This window comes from Microcella humidisoli (assembly GCF_024362325.1).
In the GTDB taxonomy this organism is placed as follows: domain Bacteria; phylum Actinomycetota; class Actinomycetes; order Actinomycetales; family Microbacteriaceae; genus Microcella; species Microcella humidisoli.
In genome coordinates this window covers 517,368-535,694 of the sequence record NZ_CP101497.1, presented here as the reverse complement: position 1 = coordinate 535,694, position 18,327 = coordinate 517,368, and the positions used below count along the sequence as shown (strand labels likewise).

General features: G+C 71.3%; 13 protein-coding genes. 4 read left to right on the top strand and 9 right to left on the bottom strand.

Annotated elements, in window-relative coordinates:
- Nucleotides 1-9: 9 nt before the first annotated feature.
- Nucleotides 10-1,272, bottom strand: a complete 1,263-nt coding sequence (locus NNL39_RS02530; RefSeq protein WP_255160136.1) for an O-antigen ligase family protein — start codon at nucleotides 1,270-1,272, stop codon at nucleotides 10-12.
- Nucleotides 1,269-2,564, bottom strand: coding sequence for an O-antigen ligase family protein (locus tag NNL39_RS02525; protein ID WP_255160135.1), 1,296 nt, complete (start codon nucleotides 2,562-2,564; stop codon nucleotides 1,269-1,271). The genes NNL39_RS02530 and NNL39_RS02525 overlap by 4 nt, the downstream gene beginning before the upstream one ends.
- 118 nt (nucleotides 2,565-2,682) lie before the next feature.
- Here NNL39_RS02525 and NNL39_RS02520 point away from each other — a divergent pair, with 118 nt between their 5' ends.
- Together NNL39_RS02520 and NNL39_RS02515 are read left to right on the top strand one after the other, a co-directional pair.
- Entirely contained in the window at nucleotides 2,683-2,967 is a 285-nt protein-coding gene (locus NNL39_RS02520) for a hypothetical protein (RefSeq protein ID WP_255160134.1), read from the top strand.
- 7 nt (nucleotides 2,968-2,974) lie between these two features.
- On the top strand, nucleotides 2,975-5,317 hold the full coding sequence (locus NNL39_RS02515; RefSeq protein ID WP_255160133.1) for a glycosyltransferase: 2,343 nt from the start codon (nucleotides 2,975-2,977) through the stop codon (nucleotides 5,315-5,317).
- Here the strand turns inward: NNL39_RS02515 and NNL39_RS02510 are convergent.
- From NNL39_RS02510 to NNL39_RS02490, 5 genes are all read right to left on the bottom strand, one after another.
- Nucleotides 5,291-6,385 (bottom strand): glycosyltransferase family 2 protein, encoded by a 1,095-nt coding sequence (locus tag NNL39_RS02510; RefSeq protein WP_255160132.1) that lies wholly within the window; start codon nucleotides 6,383-6,385, stop codon nucleotides 5,291-5,293. The two genes, NNL39_RS02515 and NNL39_RS02510, sit on opposite strands and share 27 nt — an antisense overlap.
- 5 nt (nucleotides 6,386-6,390) lie before the next feature.
- On the bottom strand, nucleotides 6,391-6,930 hold the full coding sequence (locus tag NNL39_RS02505; protein ID WP_255160131.1) for a dTDP-4-dehydrorhamnose 3,5-epimerase family protein: 540 nt from the start codon (nucleotides 6,928-6,930) through the stop codon (nucleotides 6,391-6,393).
- Between the two features lie 65 nt (nucleotides 6,931-6,995).
- Nucleotides 6,996-8,699: a serine hydrolase gene (locus NNL39_RS02500; RefSeq protein WP_255160130.1), complete on the bottom strand. Its 1,704-nt coding sequence runs from the start codon at nucleotides 8,697-8,699 to the stop codon at nucleotides 6,996-6,998.
- 93 nt (nucleotides 8,700-8,792) lie between these two features.
- Nucleotides 8,793-9,971 carry an acyl-CoA dehydrogenase family protein gene (locus NNL39_RS02495; protein ID WP_255160129.1) on the bottom strand — a complete coding sequence of 393 codons (1,179 nt, stop codon included), beginning with the start codon at nucleotides 9,969-9,971 and terminating at the stop codon, nucleotides 8,793-8,795.
- A 138-nt stretch (nucleotides 9,972-10,109) separates the two neighbouring features.
- On the bottom strand, nucleotides 10,110-12,755 hold the full coding sequence (locus NNL39_RS02490; protein WP_255160128.1) for a fibronectin type III domain-containing protein: 2,646 nt from the start codon (nucleotides 12,753-12,755) through the stop codon (nucleotides 10,110-10,112).
- Between the two features lie 152 nt (nucleotides 12,756-12,907).
- Between NNL39_RS02490 and manA the strand changes: the two genes are divergently transcribed.
- The gene (gene manA / locus NNL39_RS02485; RefSeq protein ID WP_255160127.1) at nucleotides 12,908-14,029 is read left to right on the top strand and encodes a mannose-6-phosphate isomerase, class I; all 1,122 of its coding nucleotides are present in this window, start codon (nucleotides 12,908-12,910) and stop codon (nucleotides 14,027-14,029) included.
- Here manA and NNL39_RS02480 read toward each other — a convergent pair.
- Both NNL39_RS02480 and NNL39_RS02475 read right to left on the bottom strand, forming a co-directional pair.
- Nucleotides 14,004-15,971 (bottom strand): hypothetical protein, encoded by a 1,968-nt coding sequence (locus NNL39_RS02480; protein WP_255160126.1) that lies wholly within the window; start codon nucleotides 15,969-15,971, stop codon nucleotides 14,004-14,006. The two genes, manA and NNL39_RS02480, sit on opposite strands and share 26 nt — an antisense overlap.
- 47 nt (nucleotides 15,972-16,018) lie before the next feature.
- Nucleotides 16,019-17,251 carry a hypothetical protein gene (locus NNL39_RS02475; protein WP_255160125.1) on the bottom strand — a complete coding sequence of 411 codons (1,233 nt, stop codon included), beginning with the start codon at nucleotides 17,249-17,251 and terminating at the stop codon, nucleotides 16,019-16,021.
- Between the two features lie 87 nt (nucleotides 17,252-17,338).
- Here NNL39_RS02475 and galE point away from each other — a divergent pair, with 87 nt between their 5' ends.
- Nucleotides 17,339-18,310, top strand: a complete 972-nt coding sequence (gene galE, locus NNL39_RS02470; RefSeq protein ID WP_255160124.1) for a UDP-glucose 4-epimerase GalE — start codon at nucleotides 17,339-17,341, stop codon at nucleotides 18,308-18,310.
- Nucleotides 18,311-18,327 lie beyond the last annotated feature (17 nt).

Genomic DNA, 18,327 nt, shown 5'->3' with positions numbered 1-18,327 from the left:
CGGTCGCGATCAGTCGAGGCGGCGGCGCCACGAGCGGTTGCGCGCCGCCGCGAAAGCGCTCGTGACGAACAGCAGGAGTCCGCCCTCGAACAGCAGGTAGCTCTCGGTCATGCTCGTCGTCGCGAGCAGCACGAGCGTGAGCGCCGGCCACACGTACACGGTGCTGCGGCGGTCGCTCGCGACCAGCCAGGCCCGCACGAACGCGAGCCCGAGCGCGGCGACGAGCACGATGAGCCCCGCGAGCCCGAGCTGCAGCCAGATGTCGCCGTAGGCGTTGAGCGCGGAATCGGGCTGGAACCCGCTGCTCGACCGCACGCTCGAGAAGGGGTAGACCTCCGTGGGCCAGGGCCCCACCCAGCCCCAGCCGAGCACCGGCTGCTGGTCGATGAGCGCACGCACCGAGCCCCACACGCTCGTGCGCACCGCGACGTCGGCCGCGGCATCCACGACCGAGATGAGCGCGCTGCGGAAGACCCACGCGATGAGCGCGAACACCGCGGCGGCCACGAGCAGCGCGCTCTGCGTCGCGCGACGGGCGAGGGGCTGCTGGCGACGGATGACGACGAGCGCGAGGCCGGTGACGAGCACGGCGAGCAGGACGAGCAGGGAGACGGGGGAGCGCGCGAGCACGATCGTGGCGGCCGCGAGCGTGAGCGAGTAGGCCGTGAGCGCCCGCGACACCGAGCGCGTGCGGAACTCGATCCAGAAGCTCAGCACTGCGAGCGCGCCGAGGAAGCCCAGGGCGTTGCGCGTGCCCGCGAGCCCCTGCACGGGGCCCCCGAGCGCCAGATCGCCCGTGATGCCGATCCAGGTGAAGGGCGTGTCGAGGATCACGCCGCTGAGGATCTCGAGCACGAAGGATGCGGTGAGGATCACGCGGAGCGCGTTTCCCACGGCGCGCACGAGCTGGATGAGGTCGCGAACGAGGGCGATGTACACCCCGAGGAACCCGAAGGCGAGGGCGTAGGCGATGCCCCCCACGGTTGCCCACGTGTACTGGCTCCAGATGATGCTGACGGTGAGCAGCGAGAACAGGGCGAGCAGCGAGAGCGGCAGTACGCCCCGCCACTCCGTGCGCTCGGGCTGGCTCGCGAGCGACGCCGAGGCGAGCACGACGAGCGCGGCGATGATCGCGATCGTTCCCGGCCACCCGACAAGCGCGCGCACGGCGTGCGTTACGAGGGCGACGCCGACGATGGCCTCGGTCAGCGCCTGGGTGACGCGGGGCGACCCGAGCAGGGTGCGAGCGGCGGCCAGGGCATCCGGCTTCATCGCGCCCTCGCGGCGGTGACGGCGGCCCGGTGCATCGTGCGATGCCCGCGCGAGGCGACCGCGAGCCAGACCAGCAGGACCATGCCGGCCTCGATGAGCAGCCGTGACTCGGCGAGACTGTGCACGAGCAGCACCGCGAGCAGCAGCGCCGGCAGCAGGCGCAGCGTCGGGGTCTCGGTGCTGTCACGGGGGGAGTCGACCGACCAGGCGAGCGTGCGCACGCCCGTCGTGATCACGAGGATGCCGAACACGACCACCCCGACGACGCCCAGCTGCAGCCACACATCGAGCCAGGCGTTGTGCGCCTGCAGGTAGGCGACGCCGCGGATGACCGCGAGGTCGTCGAAGGGCTCGACCCAGGGAGCCCAGTAGCTGACCCAGCCCCAGCCGAGAACGGGACGCTGCTGTGCCAGCTCGATGACGGCGGCCCAGATGTCGAGCCGCCCGGTGAGGTCGTCGCTGCGCCCCAGCAGAGCCAGCAGGGTCTCACGGCCCGCGATCGCGGCGGCCACGATGCCCGCGACGACGCCCGTCGCGACGCCGTAGACGACGAGCTGGCCGCGCAGCGAGAAGCGGCGCGCGAGCAGCACGATGACGAGCACCGCAGCCGCGCCGACGGCGCACACGATGACGGTCGACGAGCGGGTGAGACCGAGGGTGAGCACGGCGGCGCCGAGCCAGCCCCAACCCGCCGCCCGCCCGACCCGCCGCTCGGCGAGCTGGATGCCGAACACGATGACGCCGAGCAGCGCCGCGAAGGCGAGCAGATTCGCGTTGCCGGGGATGCCCTGGATGCGGCCGCCCTCGAAGAGCAGCGCGCGCGACCAGTAGAAGGCGCGCGGCACGGGTTCGTCGTAGTCGACCCAGAGCGGCAGCACGGGCCGCTGCAGCACGGCCGCGACGACGAGCTCGAAGGCGAGCGAGAGACCGAGGATCCACCGCAGGGCCACGCCGAGCGCGCGCAGCACCTGGTCGAGCGGCACCGTGTGCGCGAGCACGACCCCGACGAGCATCGTGGCGAGGGTGAGCGGGATGCCGATCGCTGAGGCGGAGGGGTACGCCGACCACACGATCGACAGGGTCACGACCCCGGCGAACACCCCCAGCGCGATCGGGATGCGCCGCAGGTCGACACGCTGACCGATCGCGATGGCGACCCACCCTGCGATGATGAGGGCCACGACGACACCCCAGCCGTACCAGCTGATTGAGTAGCGCCAGGCGTCTCCCGCGAGCAGCGTGAAGAACGTGACTGCGGCGAGGGCCACGCGCCGGTCGCGGAGCCAGGACATGACCGTCAGCCTACCGGCGCGCCGCTGATCGGCGGTGTGGGACGATTCTCTCGGCGCACCGCGATGCGCCGCGGGTGCGAGCCTCCCCCTGACCCCGTCGCACCCCGAGGAGGACCCGGTGGCATCGTTCGTGCGGCGCATCAGCGCTCCCTTCCGCGGGTACATCAACCGTCGGTTCGCCGCGGTGCACGACCACCTCGCTCGCGTCGAGAGCCTCGTCGAGGCGCAGTCCGCCGCCCGCCTGGAGCGCGAGCTCGCCGAGGTGCGCGAGGTGAATCAGGCGCTCCTCGACTCGGTGCAGGTGCTCGGCGAGTCCGTGGCCCGCTTGCGCGATGAGGTGCGCTCCGCCGCGCAGGCCTCGCCGACTCCGGCCGATCTCGGGTCGTCCGCCGACGGCCGCTGAGATGCCGATGTCGGTGCACGTCGATCTGCGCTGCCTCCAAGATCCGACGCATCCCGAGCGGGGCATCCCGACCTACACGGCACAGCTCGCCGTCGCGACCGAGGCGGCGCGCGCGCATCGCGATCTCCTGTGGGTTCTCTCCGCCGATGGCCCGGTTCCCCGGGGGGCTCGTGACCTGCTGCACTCGGGGCGCGTCGTGCGCGACGACGACCACGCGGTGCGCGACGGCGCTGACGTGCTGCACATCACCTCACCCTTCTACGGACTGCCCGCGCGCATCGAGCCCGCGCCCGCCCGGTACCGCGCCACGGTTGCGACGCTCTACGATCTGATCCCCCTGCGGTATCCCGAGGTGTACCTGTCGAGCCGGCACATGGTGGCCGCGTACCGTTCACGGCTCGAGCTCGTGCGGCAGGCCGACCGCGTTCTCAGCATCTCTCGGGCGACGACGCGCGACGCTATCGACCTCGCCGGCATCGATCCCGGCCGGATCGTGACGATCGGCGCGGGCGTCTCGGCCGACCATGTTCCGGCGAGCGACCCGTCGGTGGCGTACGACGGTGCGCGGGCGGCGCTCCCCGACGTGCGCCCCGGCTTCGTGCTCTACACCGGCGGCTGGGACTTCCGGAAGAACCTCGAGGGGCTGCTGCAGGGGTACGCCCAGCTTCCGCGAGCGCTGCGTGCCCAGCATCAGCTCGTGATCGTGTGCAGCTTGCAGCCGCAGCAGCGCGAGCACCTCGAGCACATCGCCCGTGATCTCGGCGTCATCGACGACTTTCTCCTGACGGGCTACGTGTCCGATGCGGTGCTCATCGCGCTCTATCAATCGACGGCCCTGTTCGTCTTCCCCTCGCTCTTCGAGGGTTTCGGCCTGCCCGTCGCCGAGGCGCTCGCCTGCGGAGCCCCGTGCATCGTCGCCGACACATCCTCGCTCGTCGAGATCGTGCCCGACCCCGCCGGGCGATTCGATCCCGGGGATGCCCGCTCGATCGCCGATCGCATGGCCGCGGCTCTGACCCCGGGCGCCCTGCGCGATGATCTGCTCGAGCTCGCCGCGACGCAGCGCTACTCGTGGCACGACGTCGCGGGGCGCACCTTGCAGGCCTACGACGAGGCCGCGCCGCGGCGGCGCGCACCGCTCGCGGCCCGTCCGCGTTGCCGAATCGCGCTCGTGAGCCCGATGCCGCCCGTTGCGAGCGGTGTCGCCGACTACTCGGCGCGGTTGCTGCCCGAGTTGGCGCGTCACGCCGACGTCGATGTCTTCGCCCAGGCCGGCGCCGACCCGATCGAGGTCGAGGGAGTGCGCTGTTTCGCGGCGGCGGCGCTGCCGGCGGTGCGCGCCGCGCAGGGCGAGTACGACGACATCGTCTACAGCATCGGCAACAGCGAGTACCACTACGAGGTCTTCGCGCAGGCGCGCCGCCATCGGGGCGGTACGGCCCTGCTGCACGACGTCGCCCTGCAGGGCGTGCTGCGGCTCGCGCGAACCCGGCGCCCCGACATCGTCGACGTGGATGCCCTGATCGCGCTCGAGGCGCTCGAGGCGGGCGACCTCGTCATCGAGCACGCCGGCTACCCGGCGCACCGATCGCCCGACTACGCCGACCTCAACCGCCCCCTCGTGCGCTCGATCGCCCGGCGGGTCGATCGCCTGCTCGTGCACTCACGCTTCGCCGCCTCCCTCGCCCGCCTCGAACTCGCCCCGGGTGATCGCGCTGATGTTCAGACGGTCGCCTTCGCGCACCGCACGATGCCCGCCCCCGCCGAAGGCCCGCGCGATGCCGTCGTCTCGATGGGCATCCTCAGCTCGGTCAAGCAATCGGTCGAGGTCTGGGAGGCCTTCCTCCTCGCCGCGACCCGGCACCCTCATCTCGTGTTCGCCCTCGTGGGGGAGAACCACCTCGATCAGCAGACGCTCGACCGACTTCAGGAGCGCGCTCGAACCACCGGCGTCGCCGGGCGCGTCATCGCGACCGGACGCGTCAGCGACGCGCAGTACAACGCGTGGCTGGCACGGGCGATGGTCGCCGTGCAGCTGCGAGCCACGTCGCGGGGCGAGAGCTCGGCCGCGGTCGCTGACTGCTTCGCCGCGGGTGTTCCCGTCATCGTCTCGGCACTCGGGTCGGCACTCGAGCTCCCGCCCGGTTCGGTGGTGCGGATTCCCGTCACGACACGACCCGATCGCATCGCCGCAGAGATCGATGACGTCATCTCCGACCCGATCCGTCGTCAGACGTTGGGTTCTGCGGCGAGGAGTCATGCTGTTGCGCACGACTTCGCGAGGGCGGCGCGCGACATCCTGATCGCCGGTGGAGCGGATCTGTCAGGCGTCGTCTCGCGCACGGGGTGAGGCGGTCGCGCCGGACCGGCGTGCTCCGATGCGGCGCAGGGGGGCGGTGAGGCGCCACGATCGCGACGCGCGCATCGCCGCGAGCTCGAGTTCGGCGAGCCGCGCTCGGTGCTCCGCGGCGGCGATCCGTGCCTCGCTGTCGTCGCGCTGCGACGACAGGTCGGCGTGCCGCTCGCGAGTCCGTTCGAGCTCGGCGTGATCGAGCTCGATGCGATCGGCCAGCTCGCGCACGAGCGAGGCGGCGGCGCGCGCGATCGTCGCGACGAGTGCGGGCTCGATGCGAGCATCCACCGCCCCCTCGACGCTCGGGACCCTCCCAGCCGGGCCGTTCGCGTGCTTCTGCCGCAGCAGCGAGAGATTGCGGTGCCAGAGCACCGCCGAGTACTGCGTGGTCGTTGAGGCGGACTGCTCGTGGGAGCAGTGCGCATCGCGAACCGAGCGGAACCGCAGGCCGCGCGCAAGCAGGGTGCTGCACAGATCGACGTCGACCCACATGACGGGGTAGAAGCGGGGGTCCATGCCTCCGACGGCGTCCCACATCGCCGTGCGCACGAGCATGCCGCGACTGCCCACGTAGGCGAAGCCCTCGAGCCGGTCGACGTCGTCGAGAGGCGTGTCGACCTCCGGGTACCAGCCCGAGAACTCCCACGCGTCGTCGCGGTCGGCCCCGACGGTTCGCGCGACGACCAGGCCGTCGCGCATCACCATGGGTGCAACGAGGGCGAGCCCGGGGTCGTCGGCCAGCGCCGCGCGCAGAGCGCTGAGGCAGCCGGGGTCGAGCACCATGTCGTCTTGCACCAGCCAGAGCTGCTCGGCGCGCACGAGCGACCGGCCGAACGCGAGGCCTCCAGCCCAGCCGAGGTTGAGGCCTGCGTGCACGACCGCGACGCGCGGGTCGAGCGTCGTCGGTGACGATGTTTCCGCGTTGACGATGACGAGCACGGCGAGTCGGGCGTCGCCCTGCTGGTCGACAAGCGACGCGACGGCGCGCGCCAGTCGGGTCGGACTCGCGCCGAGCGTCGGGATGAGGGCGACGACGTCAGGGTGGTCGTCGAGGGTGACGAGCACGCCGTTCAGGTGATCGGCAGGTGCGCCCGCACGTCGACGGGAATCTCCGGGGCGTCCCACGGCAGCAGCAACCGATCGGGCGACTCGTGGTGGTACGCCTCGGTCGGAAAGTTGATGAGGTACGCCTCGAGCGAGCTGACGTTCACCGACAGGTGCCAGACGAACTGCGGGATCGTCACCTGGCGAACACCGCGGTCAGAGAGCACGAGGCGCATCGACTGGCCGTGCGTGGGCGAATCGGCCCGCGAATCGTAGAGGAACAGAATGACCTCGCCCGAGATGATCGTGTACCGGTCTCGTTTGCGCTCGTGCAGGCCCCATCCCTTGACCTGTCCCGGGCGCACCGAGAACTGGTAGGCGTAGATGATCGGTTCGTCCCAGTAGTCGTTGAGGTCTTCGTAGATCTCGAACACCGAGCCGCGATGATCGACGTGATGGGGCGTGGAGCGGATGCGCACGCCCTCGATCGTGCGGGTGATCGGAGCCCCGTCTTTCGTGACGGTCTGCGTGTCTCGCGTACCCGCGGTGAGGCTCGGATCGGTCATGGTGTGCTCCTCGCTCGTCCTCTCGCTCGACCCTGCCACCGTATCGGTCCGAGCGGCAGCGCGTGCTACTGCGGTTCAGCGGGGCGCGGGTAGTCGTAGACGTTGCGCACGCGACCGCTGTGCACGTAGTAGGTGTTGCCGTTGTACGTCACCTGGTACCACAGTCGGGCGCTGTACCGGGCGATCAGCCGCGTGCCCTCGGGCACCCCGCGCAGGGGAATGCGCCCGGCGTATCGATAGAGCACCGCTGTCTGGGTCGTGACGAGATTCGCTGAGGAGTAGGTCGCTCGATCGACGACGTTGCCGTTCAGGTGTTCATAGACGATCTGGCCGAGGATGCGCACGCCGTATCCCGAGGCGTTCTGGCTGCCGATGATCGAGATCGCGTAGCGGGTCTCGGGGCCGTAGACGATCGCGGCGTCGGCTTCGATCATGCCGGAGGTGACCCACAGCTGCCCGGTCTTGTTGGCCACGGCGACCCCGACGGGAACGCCCGAGGGAACGCGGTGTCGCCAGAGCTGCGTGAGCAGCAGGTCGCGCAGATGGTCGGCCTGCGGGTCGGCCAGAAGCGAGTCGGTCTCGAGCCGGTGCAGCATGAGCGAGACGTTCGAGGTGGTCGTGCGCTTGGTGTCGAAGTAGCGGCCCGTCATCGAGCGCCCCTGATAGACCGAGTGGATGAAGCCGTCGTAGGCGAGCGTGTCGTTGATGCGCTGGTTGCCGATCTTCGCCACGAGATCCCAGTGGCAGAGGTTGTCCGAGATGTGGATCATGACGCGCAGGCACGATCCGATCGAGACACCCGACCGGGTCGCGGTCGAGAGGCTGAGGGCTTTCCGCTCGATGCGATCGAGAACGGCGTAGGCGGCGAAGAGCTTCATGACGCTCGCCGGCTCCTGCTGCCGCATGGCGTCGATGTGCACTTCGCGATCGAGGCCGCCGATCTCGCGCACGCTCACCGAGTACCGACCGGGGAGGCTCGCCATGCGCGCGACGAGCGCGGCGCGCAGTGCGCTCTCGGACTCGAGCGCCTCGGCGCTGAGTGCGGGCGACGTGACGGCGATCTGCTGCGGCGCAGACTCGCCGGCGGCATTCACGGCGACGACCCTGACGAGCATCGGGGTGCCGCTCTGAACGCCGAAGGTGTACCGGGTGACCGGCCCGATCGGATCGCGCTGCGTGACCCACGTCGTTCCCTCGTCGCGACTGATCGCGATGCGGTAGTCGAGGATCGCGCTCGAGCCCGCCGAGCTGGGACTCTGCCAGGTGAGCGTCATCGTGCGGGCGCCGATGAAGCGAGCGTCGAGCGAGCGCGCCTCGCTCGGTGCTCCGCTCGGCACCGCCGCGGGAACGGACGTCGGCTCGGGCGGGGTCGTCACGAGCACCTGCACGCCCACGCTCGCGGCGCCGTCGGCGACGACCTGCACGCGCCAGATCCAGCTGGCGTCTGCGGGCATCGTCGCCGTCGCGCCCGTCGTGGGGGTGACGGGGTCCGGATGCTCGAGCCACGTCGCTCCGCCGTCGGCGCTCCACGACACCACGTAGTCGAGCACCACGGCATCGGTCGCCGGAGCGAGCCAGGCGAGGGTGACCACGCGCTCCGCGTCGAGGGCCGCACTGAGCTCGACCACCTCGAGCACGGGTGTGGGGGCCACGTCGATCGGCGGCTCTGCGGGTTGCGCGTGCGCACTCGGCACAATGCTCAGCGCCGTGACCAGCGCGAGGGCGAGCGCCGTCGCTGGCACCCGCCAGAATCCCGTTCGTGTGCCCATCGAGCACGCCCCCTGTCGATGCGCGCCCCCCGACGCGCTCGCTCTACGCTAACCCGGACCCGTCGAGAAGTCGATCAGCCCGCCGCGGGGACGTCACACGAAGGCGCCGACCCCCGTGATGGCGCGGCCGACGATGAGGCTGTTCATCTCGCGCGTGCCCTCGTAGCTGTAGAGGGCCTCGGCGTCGGCGTGGAAGCGCGCGACGTCGTAGTCGAGCACGATGCCGTTGCCGCCGAGCAGCTCGCGACAGAGCCCGACGGTCTCGCGCATCGCGGTCGTGGCGAAGGCCTTCGCGAGGGAGGCGTGCTCGTCGCGCTGAACGCCGTCGTCGAGCATCTGTGAGACGCGCGTGCACAGGGCGATGCTCGCGGTGATGTTGCCGAGGCTGCGGCTGAGCAGGTCCTGCACGAGCTGGTGGTTCGCGATGGGCTTGCCGAACTGCTCGCGGCTCGTCGCGTACGCGACCGCTGCTTCGTAGGCCCCGATGGCCGTGCCGACAGCAGCCCAGGCCACTTCGGCGCGTGTCAGGCGCAGCACCGCGGCCGTGTCGCGGAACGAATTGGCGTTCTGCAGGCGGTGGGACTCGGGCACGCGCACGTTCTCGAGCGTGATGTCAGCGTTCTGCACGATGCGCAGTGCCTGCTTGCGCTCGATCTTCGTGGCCGTGTAGCCGGGCGTGCTCGTGGGCACGATGAATCCCTTGACCTGCCCGTCCTCCGTGCTCTTGGCCCAGATGATCGTGATGTCGCTCCAGGTCGCGTTCCCGATCCAGCGCTTGCTGCCGTTCAGCACCCAGTCGTCGCCGTCGCGGGTCGCGGTCGTGCGCAGACCCTGCGCCGAGTCGCTGCCCGAGAGCGGTTCGGTGAGGCCGAACGCACCGATCACCTCGCCGCTCGCGAGCTTCGGCAGCCACTCGGCGCGCTGCTCGGCCGAACCGGCGACGCCGATGGACCCCATCGCCAGCCCGTTCTGCACGCCGACGTACGTCGCCACGCTCGCGTCGACGCGGGCGAGCTCGAGTGCCGTCCATCCGCCGTAGACGGCGCTGTAGTCTCCCGCTTTCGTCTCGGCCCACAGGTTGCCGAACACCTGCTGCTGGTGAAGCCCGGGCAGAATCTGCCGGGGGAACTCGGCGCGATCCCAGTAGTCGTTGACGACCGGCTTCACCTCCGACTCCAGGAAGGTGCGCAGGCGCTCGAGCGCCTGCTTCTCGTGGTCGGCGAGCAGGGCCTCGAAGCCGTAGAAATCGCTGATGAGCGTCGGGAAGGTCATGATCGCCACGCTAGGACACCGCGATGGGGTGCCGCGGGTTTTCAGCGTTCCTGCGCGGCTCAGTGGGGGGTCAGGCGCGCATTCTTTGTCGAGAGGCCACGAACCGCATCGGGTCGCGGCTGTCGAGGTCGCACCGCCTCAGACGGCGGGCAGCGTGCGGGTGGCCACGGTGACCGAGGTTCCCGTGTACCCGTTGTTCACGGCAGCGACACGCAGCAGGTATGCGCGGTCGGGAATGCGGCCGCTCACGGTCGCTATCGTGTCCGTGCTGATGCCGTCGCTGAAGGTGTACCAGGTCTTGCCGTTGTCGCCGGAGTACTGGACGCGGTAGTCCTTCACGGGTGTCGAACCCTGCCACGCGGGTGCCGTCCAGCTCAGGGACATGGTCGTCGACGTGGTGCCGGTGACCGTGAGCCCCGTCACGGCACCGGGTGCCGCCGAGAGCGTCTTCGCGGTGACCTTCGTGTAGGCGCCGGTGTAGGCGCTGTTCACGGCGGCGACGCGCAACAGATAGGTGCGGTTCGACAGGCGCCCGCTGACGGTGGCCGACGTGCCGGTGCTGATGCCGTCGGTGAACGTCTTCCAGGTCTTGCCGTTGTCCCCGGAGTACTGGATGCGGTAGTCGCGGATGGCGCTGGATCCCGACCAGCTCGGTGCGGTCCACGAGATGGACATGCTCGAGGTCGTCACCCCCGTCACCGTGAGTCCCGTGACGGCTGCCGGGGATGCCGTTCGGGTTCGCGTGCTCACCGTGGCGGTCGCGCCGGTGTACGCGCTGTTCACGGCGGCGACGCGCAGCAGGTAGCTGCGGTTGGGCACGCGTCCGCTCACGATCGCGGTCGTCGCCGGGCTCTTGCCATCGCTGAAGGTGTACCAGGTCTTGCCGTTGTCGCCGGAGTACTGGATGCGGTAGTCCGTCACGGGCGTCGAGCCCTCCCACGGGGGCGCCGTCCAGCTCAGGGACATGCTCGTCGCTGTCGTCTCGGTCACGGTGAGCGACGTGACGGCCGCGGGCGACATCGTTCGCGTGCGGCCGATCACGGTCGTCCAGGCGCCCGAGTAGTCGTCGTTCACGGCCCGCACTCGAAGCCGGTACTCCCGGTTCGACGCGAGACCGGTGACGAGTCCTGTCGTGGCTGAACTGGTGCCGTCGGCGACGGTTCTCCAGGTCGAACCGCCATCGCTCGAGAAGCCCAGTTCGTAGTCGACGACGCCGCTCGCACCCGCCGTCTCGGGTGCCGACCAGCTGAGCGAGAGCGAGTTCCAGGTCGTGTCGACGACGGTCAGCGTGCTGACGGCCGTGGGCGAGAGTCGCGGAGCCGTCGCCTGCACGGTCGACCAGGCGCCGAGGCCGGTGCCGCTCACGGCGGCGACCCGCACGTCGTAGGTCGTGGCCTCCGCGAGCGACGAGAACGTGTACGACGTCGTCGTGCTCGTGCCGTCATTCACGCGCGACCAGGTCGACGACGAGGCCGGCTTGTACTCGATGGCGTAGTCGGTGACGACGAGGCCGGTCTGCGCGGCAGGAGCCTGCCAGGCCACGCTCACGCGCGCCTGCTCGTCGATGCTCGACGAGATGCCGGTCAGCGATCCGGGCCGCAGCGGCAGGAAGCTGACGCGGGCCAGGCGGTTCGGCGATCCGGTGCCCGCACTCGTGACGACGCCCGTCTGCGCGCCCGCCACGATCATGCTCGTAACCTGCGCGGGCGTGAGCCCCGGGTTCTGGCTCATCACGAGCGCGCCGATACCGGCCACGTGCGGTGAGGCCATGGATGTTCCGCTCATCGTCATCGGCGAGCTGGAGTTCCAGTCGACCGACGTGATGCTCGAGCCCGGGGCGAAGAGATCGACGCACGTTCCGAAGTTCGAGAAGCTGGAGCGGGCATCCTGAGACGTCGTCGCCCCCACCGTGATGGCGTTCGGCGCGCCCGCGGGCGACACCGTGCAGGCGTCTTTGGCGTCGTTGCCGGCGGCGACGACCACGAGGTGCCCGTCGTCCACAACGGTCTGGATGCGGTCGTCGAGCGGGGCGAAGACGCTGCTCGTGACGAGGCTGAGGTTCACGACCCCGGCGGGCTGCGTCATGATCCAGTCGAGCGCGGCGAGCAGTTCGATCGTCGACCCGGTGCCGGAGCAGGTGAAGACGCGCACCGGCACGATCGTCGCGGCCTTGGCCACGCCGTAGCTCGCGCTCGCGGCCGTGCCGGCCACGTGGGTGCCGTGCCCGCTGCCGCAGTCGGCGGTGCTCGAGTTGGGCACGGCTCCGCGGTCGGTGGCGAAGTTGCGGCCCGACACGAGGCGCGAGCCGAACTGCGTCGAGTTCGGCGAGACGCCCGTGTCGACGACGTAGATGCGCACGCCCGAGCCGGCCGAGTCGGGGTAGGTGTATTGACCGTCGCTCGTGGCGCTGTCGCTGTCGAGGCGCGAGAGCCCCCACGGCGCCGACGGCTGTGTTGTTCCGGGGCGGATGGCGACGTGCTCGACGACATCGACGACGCCGGGCAATGCGTCGAGTGCGGCCGCCTGCTCCTCGGTCAGCTCGGCGGTGAAGCCCTCGATGACCTGCTCGTACTGCTCGACGAGCGCTCCCTCGGCGATCACGGCCTGCTCCGCCGCGCGCCCAGCGGCGTTCTCGGTGACCTCGACGAGGTAGGCGCTCGTCTCGCCGTCGGTGGAGGGCAGCGCGGTCGACTGGGCGGTCGCGGGGCCGGGCGCGATGAGCGAGCCGAGCACGACGATGGTCGTGAGCCCGGCCGTGAGCCCCATGAAACGCGAATACTGCACGAGCGAACCCCCCGTCGACTGTGCGTGCTCATGGTACTTCGGAGCCCCCATCGCGGTCGATGGCCCCAAGTGGGGGGTGTTCCGTCTGCGAACATGGTCTGCACGGCAGGAGTAGCCTGTGCCTGCCCGAGCCGCCCCGTCGAGAGGTTCCCGTGCTGCTGCGCATCACCAACGATCCCCGTCCGTATCCCTGGGGCTCGCTCGACGCGATCGCCGGGTTCCGAGGCACTCCCGCGTCTGGCCAGCCCGAGGCCGAGGTGTGGCTCGGCACGCACCCCGGGTCGCCCGCCCGCCTCGTCGAGACCCCGACCACGACACTCGCGGCCTGGCTCGCCGAGCACCGTCCCGCCGCCTCGCTGCCCTTCCTCGTCAAGATCCTCGCCGCGGCCGCGCCCCTGTCGCTGCAGGCGCACCCCACGCCCGAGCAGGCGCGTGCCGGCTTCGCGCGGGAGAATGCGGCCGGTATCCCCGTCGACGCGCCGTACCGCAACTACCGCGACGACAATGCGAAGCCCGAGATGATCGTCGCGCTCAGCGAGCCGTTCCTCGCCCTGTGCGGATTCCGCCCCGTCGCCGAAGCACGCTCCGAGCTCGCGGCCATCGGCGATGCGCGCCTCGCCCCGCTCATCGATCGCCTCGGCGACGAGTCGGCGCTGCGCGTCGCGGTGCCGTGGCTTCTGGGTCGTGGCCCCGAGGTCGACGCGGTCATCGCGGCGCTCCAGCAGTGGAGTGTGCTCGCCGAGGCGCCGACCGCCCGCACCGTGCGCGTGCTCGCGAACGCCTACCCGGGCGATCCGGGGGTCGCGATCTCGACGCTCATGCACACCGTGCGGCTCGCGCGCGGCGAGGCGCTGTACCTGCCCGCCGGCAACCTGCACGCCTACCTCGACGGCCTCGGCATCGAGGTCATGGCGACGAGCGACAACGTGCTGCGCGGCGGCCTGACGAGCAAGCACGTCGACATCGACGAGCTGCTGAGCGTCGTCGACTTCACTCCGCTGCCCGCCCCGCGCATGGTGCCCTCGATCGAGGGGCGTCGAGCGGTCTACCGGCCCGATGTTCCCGACTTCGCGGTGCAGGTGGTCGTGGCCGACGCGGCGGCAGAGCGGGTTCCGCTCTCCGGGCACGCGATCGCGATCGTGATCGAGGGCGAGTGCCTGCTCGAGGGCGAGGAGCGTCTGCGGCAGGGTGAATCGGTGTACATCGACGAGGTCGAGCAGCTGCTCGTCGAGGGTTCCGGCACCCTGCTCATCGCGACGGCGAACCCCGCCTGACTCCTTCGACCATGCGTGCGGCGATCGTGTCGCGCTCGAGCTCGGGTCGGTCGAGATCGACGTGCCGCACCGTCAGCCGCTCGGTGCTCCACAGCGGATCGACGATCGGGTGCGAGCCCGCGGGGCGCAGCGCGCGGGCGTGATGGGGGGCGGCGACGAGCAGCTCACCGTAGCCGAGTGCGCCGAGCAACCGGGCCTGCACGCCGACTTCGATGCCGCGCAGCAGCCGGTCGCGGTCGAGCACACCGCCGAGCAGGGCGACGGCGAGGGGATCGAGTCGCACCACGGGGGCGCCGATCGCGGCCCCGAGCGCCTCGGCGACCGCCGCGGGGGACTCGAGGTGGTGGCCCGCGGCAGAGGCGATCGCGGCATCCGCGGTCGCGAGGGGGCTGAGCGCCGCGACCTTCCCGCGCCGCGCGAGCGCCGACGCGATGGCGGCGTTCGACTCGTCGACCAGCAGCACGGCGCCGCGGCCCGCGGGGGAGGGCGGGCCCGCATCGGCGTGCACGGCCACGCGGTCGACCCACGTGGGGTACCAGCTCGCGAGCACGTCCTGCGCGGTCGCGACATGTGCGAGCAGGCGCGCCGACACGGGTTGCTCGACCTGCAGGGGGGCGCCCAGCAGCATCGCTGGCAGGAGCCCGAGCAGCAGGGCGAGGTCGCCCGGCAGCGTCGTGTCGGTCGGGTCGATCGCCCCGGGCAGCGCGGCGGAGACTGATTCGGGGATGCCGAGCGCCGTCATCCCGATCGTCACCGTCACCTTCGCACCCGCCGCGCCCCCGCTCACGATCGTCGACGGCCGCACCGCCGGCACCGCGGATCGGTCGAGTTCCTGCGGCAGACGCGGAGGCGGCAGTCGCTCGAGCAGCTGCACGAGCGACGGCCGCCCGCCTGCCCGTTCGACGCGATAGGTCTCGGCGGCGGCCTCGAAGGCGCGGGCGAGCCGGCGGTGCCGACCCGTGCGCTGCAGCGCGCGCGCGGCCATGATCGCGTAGGTGCGGTGCTCCTCGGCGTGCAGCGGCCGGCGGGCGAGGGGCACGAGCGATCGCGGGCGGCGGAAGGTGCGCACGTGCGGCAGATCGCCGGTCGCGAGCAGCAGGCTCATGGTGCGCAGGCATTTCTCGCAGCGCGAGCAGTTCAGGGCGTCGAAGCGCTCCCAGCACACCCGAAGATGGTCGCGCACGATCTCATCCCGACCGATCGCCGCGACCTTGCCGCTGCGCTCGCTGCCGGCGCCGTCGTGCACGACTTCGGTCGCTTCGGTCGACCAGAGCGGGTCGAGCAGCGGGTGCGAGCCCCACGGGTTGAGCGTGTTGTAGGAGGCCGTCGACGGGATCAGCACGGTCGACCAGCCGAGCGCCCCGAGCACGAGGCCCGTCGCGGCGAGCGCGTGGCCATGCCCGAGGTAGCCCCAGTCGACCTCGGTCGTGCCGGCAGCGCGCGCCGTCGACCGCAGGGTGAGCATGGGCCGATCCAGCCGTCGGGCGATCTGGTCGAGCTCGCCGTGGACGCGCGCGAGCATGGCGCCCTGCTCGAGGGGCACGTCGAACCCGTCGACGTAGATGCCCGCATCGATCGACTCGCGATGCCGCAGCATGGTGAAGAACGAGTCGACGCCGCCCGTGAAGAAGGCCGCCGTGCGCGGCGCAGGGTGCGCGGGCAGGGGCTGGCCCTCGGCGATGAGCGGCACCGCGGCGACGGCGTCGGGGAACCAGGCAGCCTGGATGCGCTGGAACTGCTCGAGCCCGTCGAGCAGGCGGGCCGACACCGGCAGTTCGACGCGTAGCGCCCGCCCGGCCGCCATCGCGGGCAGGAGGCCGGTCGCGAGCGCGATCGTGCCACGGTGCACGTCGCTGAGGTCCCGCTCGCTCGTGCTCTCGGGCAGCGTCAGCGCGAGGGGGGCGATGGTGGCGCCTTCGCCCTCGACGCGGGTCGTCAGCACGAGGCGATCATCGCCGTCTCGGTGCAGCTCGACCCGCGCGTCGAGGGTCATACGCGGGGGAGCGGGGGGCTCGGCAGGGGCGATCGCCGCTCGAGGCGACGGGCCCGGCGCTGCGTGAGCCGCAGGGTCAGGCGGTGGGCGAGGTCGCGCGGCGGCAGCGTCTCGCCCTCGTGGAGCGGGTACCGGCGGCTCACGTACCGCACACGGTCGGCGAGAAGCGCGCCGTAGCGCTCGGTGCGAGGGTTGCGCTGCAGGGCCGCCGCGACGAGGCGGGCGTTGAAGACGTCGTTCGCGCCGCGGAAGCCGTCGTCGAGCATGCTCGCGAGCGAGATCGTCCCGGGGAAGGTGCGCAGCAGGTGCCCCGCGTCGACCGCCTCGAACAGCAGTCGCGTGCGCGAGCACTTGATGCACTGACCGCAGTTGTCGGCGTCGAACTGCACCCAGCACACGCGGAGGTGCTCGTGCACGAGCGGCTCGTGCGCGATGCGCGCGATCTTGCCCGTGCGCGGGGCATCGGCCCCGTCGTGGACGACCCGCATGACCTCGGTCGACCAGAGCGGATCGATGAGCGGCTGGCTGCCCCACGGGTCGATCTGGGCGTAGCTCTTGCCCGAGGGGATGCGCACCGTGCCGATGCCGAGCGCCGCCAGGGCGAGCGCGACCGAGGCGAGCGCCGCTCCGTGGGTCATGCGCCCCCAGTCCCCGACGCCGGCGAAGAGCGTGCGGATGCTCGACTCGACCTCGAGCAGCTCCACCTGCGCGGCCTCGGCGACCGCCACGAGGTGCTGTCGCGTGCGGTCGAGCGCGTCCGGGCGCGTGAGCGGGATGTCGAAGCCACTGACATAGATCAGCGCGGTGATGGTGGCCCGGTTCTGCAGCAGGGTGTCGAACGAGTCGACTCCCGCGGTGAAGAAGGTGGCCTCGCCGGCCCCGCGCGGGCGCGTGTCGATGCCAGCCTCGGCGTGCACCTCGATTCGCTGCAGCAGCTCGGGGTACCAGGTCGTGAACACGGCCTGGTACTGCGGCATGCTCGCGAGCAGGGTGGGCGAGGCGGGCTGCTCGAGTCGCAGCGCGGCGCCCCGGCGCATTGCGGTGAGCATGCCGATGGCGAGCGAGACGTTGCCGAGGTCGACGGGGGTGAGGTCGTCGAGCCGGGCGCGCGGCGGCAGCGCCATCTCGACCTCGGGCAGTGCGTCGTCAGTGCCCGTCAGTCGCGTGGTGATGATGACCCGCCCGTCGTCGCGGCGCCGCGCGGTCGACGAGACGGTCAGCTCTGACACGGGCGGGTGCTCCAACGGTCGGGGCGACGCGGGGTGAGGTCGTCGCAGCGCGGAGCTTCGACTCTACCGAGCGATAGCGTGGGACGCATGTCCTCCTCGACCTGGCTGGTGACCGGCGGTGCCGGGTACATCGGCGCGCACGTCGTGCGCGCTCTCTCGGCGGCCGGGATGCCCCCCGTCGTGCTCGACGACCTCTCGAGCGGGCACGCCGCCTTCGTGCCCGAGGGGGTGCCCTTCGTGCGCGCATCCGTGCTCGACGCCCGCGCGGTCGAGGCGGCGCTCGCCGATCACGCGGTCGCGGGTGTCATCCACGTGGCGGGCTTCAAGTACGCGGGCGTGAGCGTGCAGCGCCCGCTGCACACCTACGAGCAGAACGTGACGGGCATGGCGGTGCTGCTCGGCGCGATGGAGCGCGCGGGGGTGCAGCGCTGCGTGTTCTCCTCCTCGGCCGCCGTGTTCGGCGCCGTGGATGTCGATCTCGTCACCGAGGACACGCCCAAGAGCCCGACGAGCCCCTACGGCGAGTCGAAGCTCATCGGCGAGTGGCTGCTGCGCGACCAGGAGGTCGCGGTCGGCCTGCGGCACACGAGCCTGCGCTACTTCAACGTCGTCGGCTCGGGCGATCCGGCCTTGCGCGATACGAGTCCGCACAACCTCTTCCCGCTCGTCTTCGACGCGCTCGTCGAGGGTCGCGTGCCCCGCATCAACGGCACCGACTACCCGACGCCCGACGGCACGTGCGTGCGCGACTACATCCACGTGAGTGATCTCGCCCTCGCGCACGTCGAGGCGGCGCGCCGCCTCGAGGCAGGGCAGTCCATCGAGCCCGCCTACAACCTCGGCTCGGGCGACGGGGTGTCGGTGCGGCAGATCATGGATGCGGTCGCGCACGTCACCGGCATCGATTTCGAGCCCGAGCTGGCCGAGCGCCGGCCCGGCGACCCGCCCCGCATCGTGGCGAGCGGCGAGCTCGCGGCGCGCGATCTCGACTGGGAAATGCGCCACACGCTCGAGCAGATGGTGCGGTCGGCGTGGGACGCGCGCCGGGCATCCGTCTGAGCTTCGCTCGCCCTTCT

Bases quoted from the DNA above. Each gene is read 5' to 3' on its own strand.
- NNL39_RS02495 (WP_255160129.1), bottom strand. From the start codon at position 9,971: ATGACCTTCCCGACGCTCATCAGCGATTTCTACGGCTTCGAGGCCCTG.
- galE (WP_255160124.1), top strand. From the start codon at position 17,339: ATGTCCTCCTCGACCTGGCTGGTGACCGGCGGTGCCGGGTACATCGGC.
- NNL39_RS02500 (WP_255160130.1), bottom strand. From the start codon at position 8,699: ATGGGCACACGAACGGGATTCTGGCGGGTGCCAGCGACGGCGCTCGCC.
- NNL39_RS02530 (WP_255160136.1), bottom strand. From the start codon at position 1,272: ATGAAGCCGGATGCCCTGGCCGCCGCTCGCACCCTGCTCGGGTCGCCC.
- NNL39_RS02505 (WP_255160131.1), bottom strand. From the start codon at position 6,930: ATGACCGATCCGAGCCTCACCGCGGGTACGCGAGACACGCAGACCGTC.
- NNL39_RS02515 (WP_255160133.1), top strand. From the start codon at position 2,975: ATGTCGGTGCACGTCGATCTGCGCTGCCTCCAAGATCCGACGCATCCC.
- NNL39_RS02525 (WP_255160135.1), bottom strand. From the start codon at position 2,564: ATGTCCTGGCTCCGCGACCGGCGCGTGGCCCTCGCCGCAGTCACGTTC.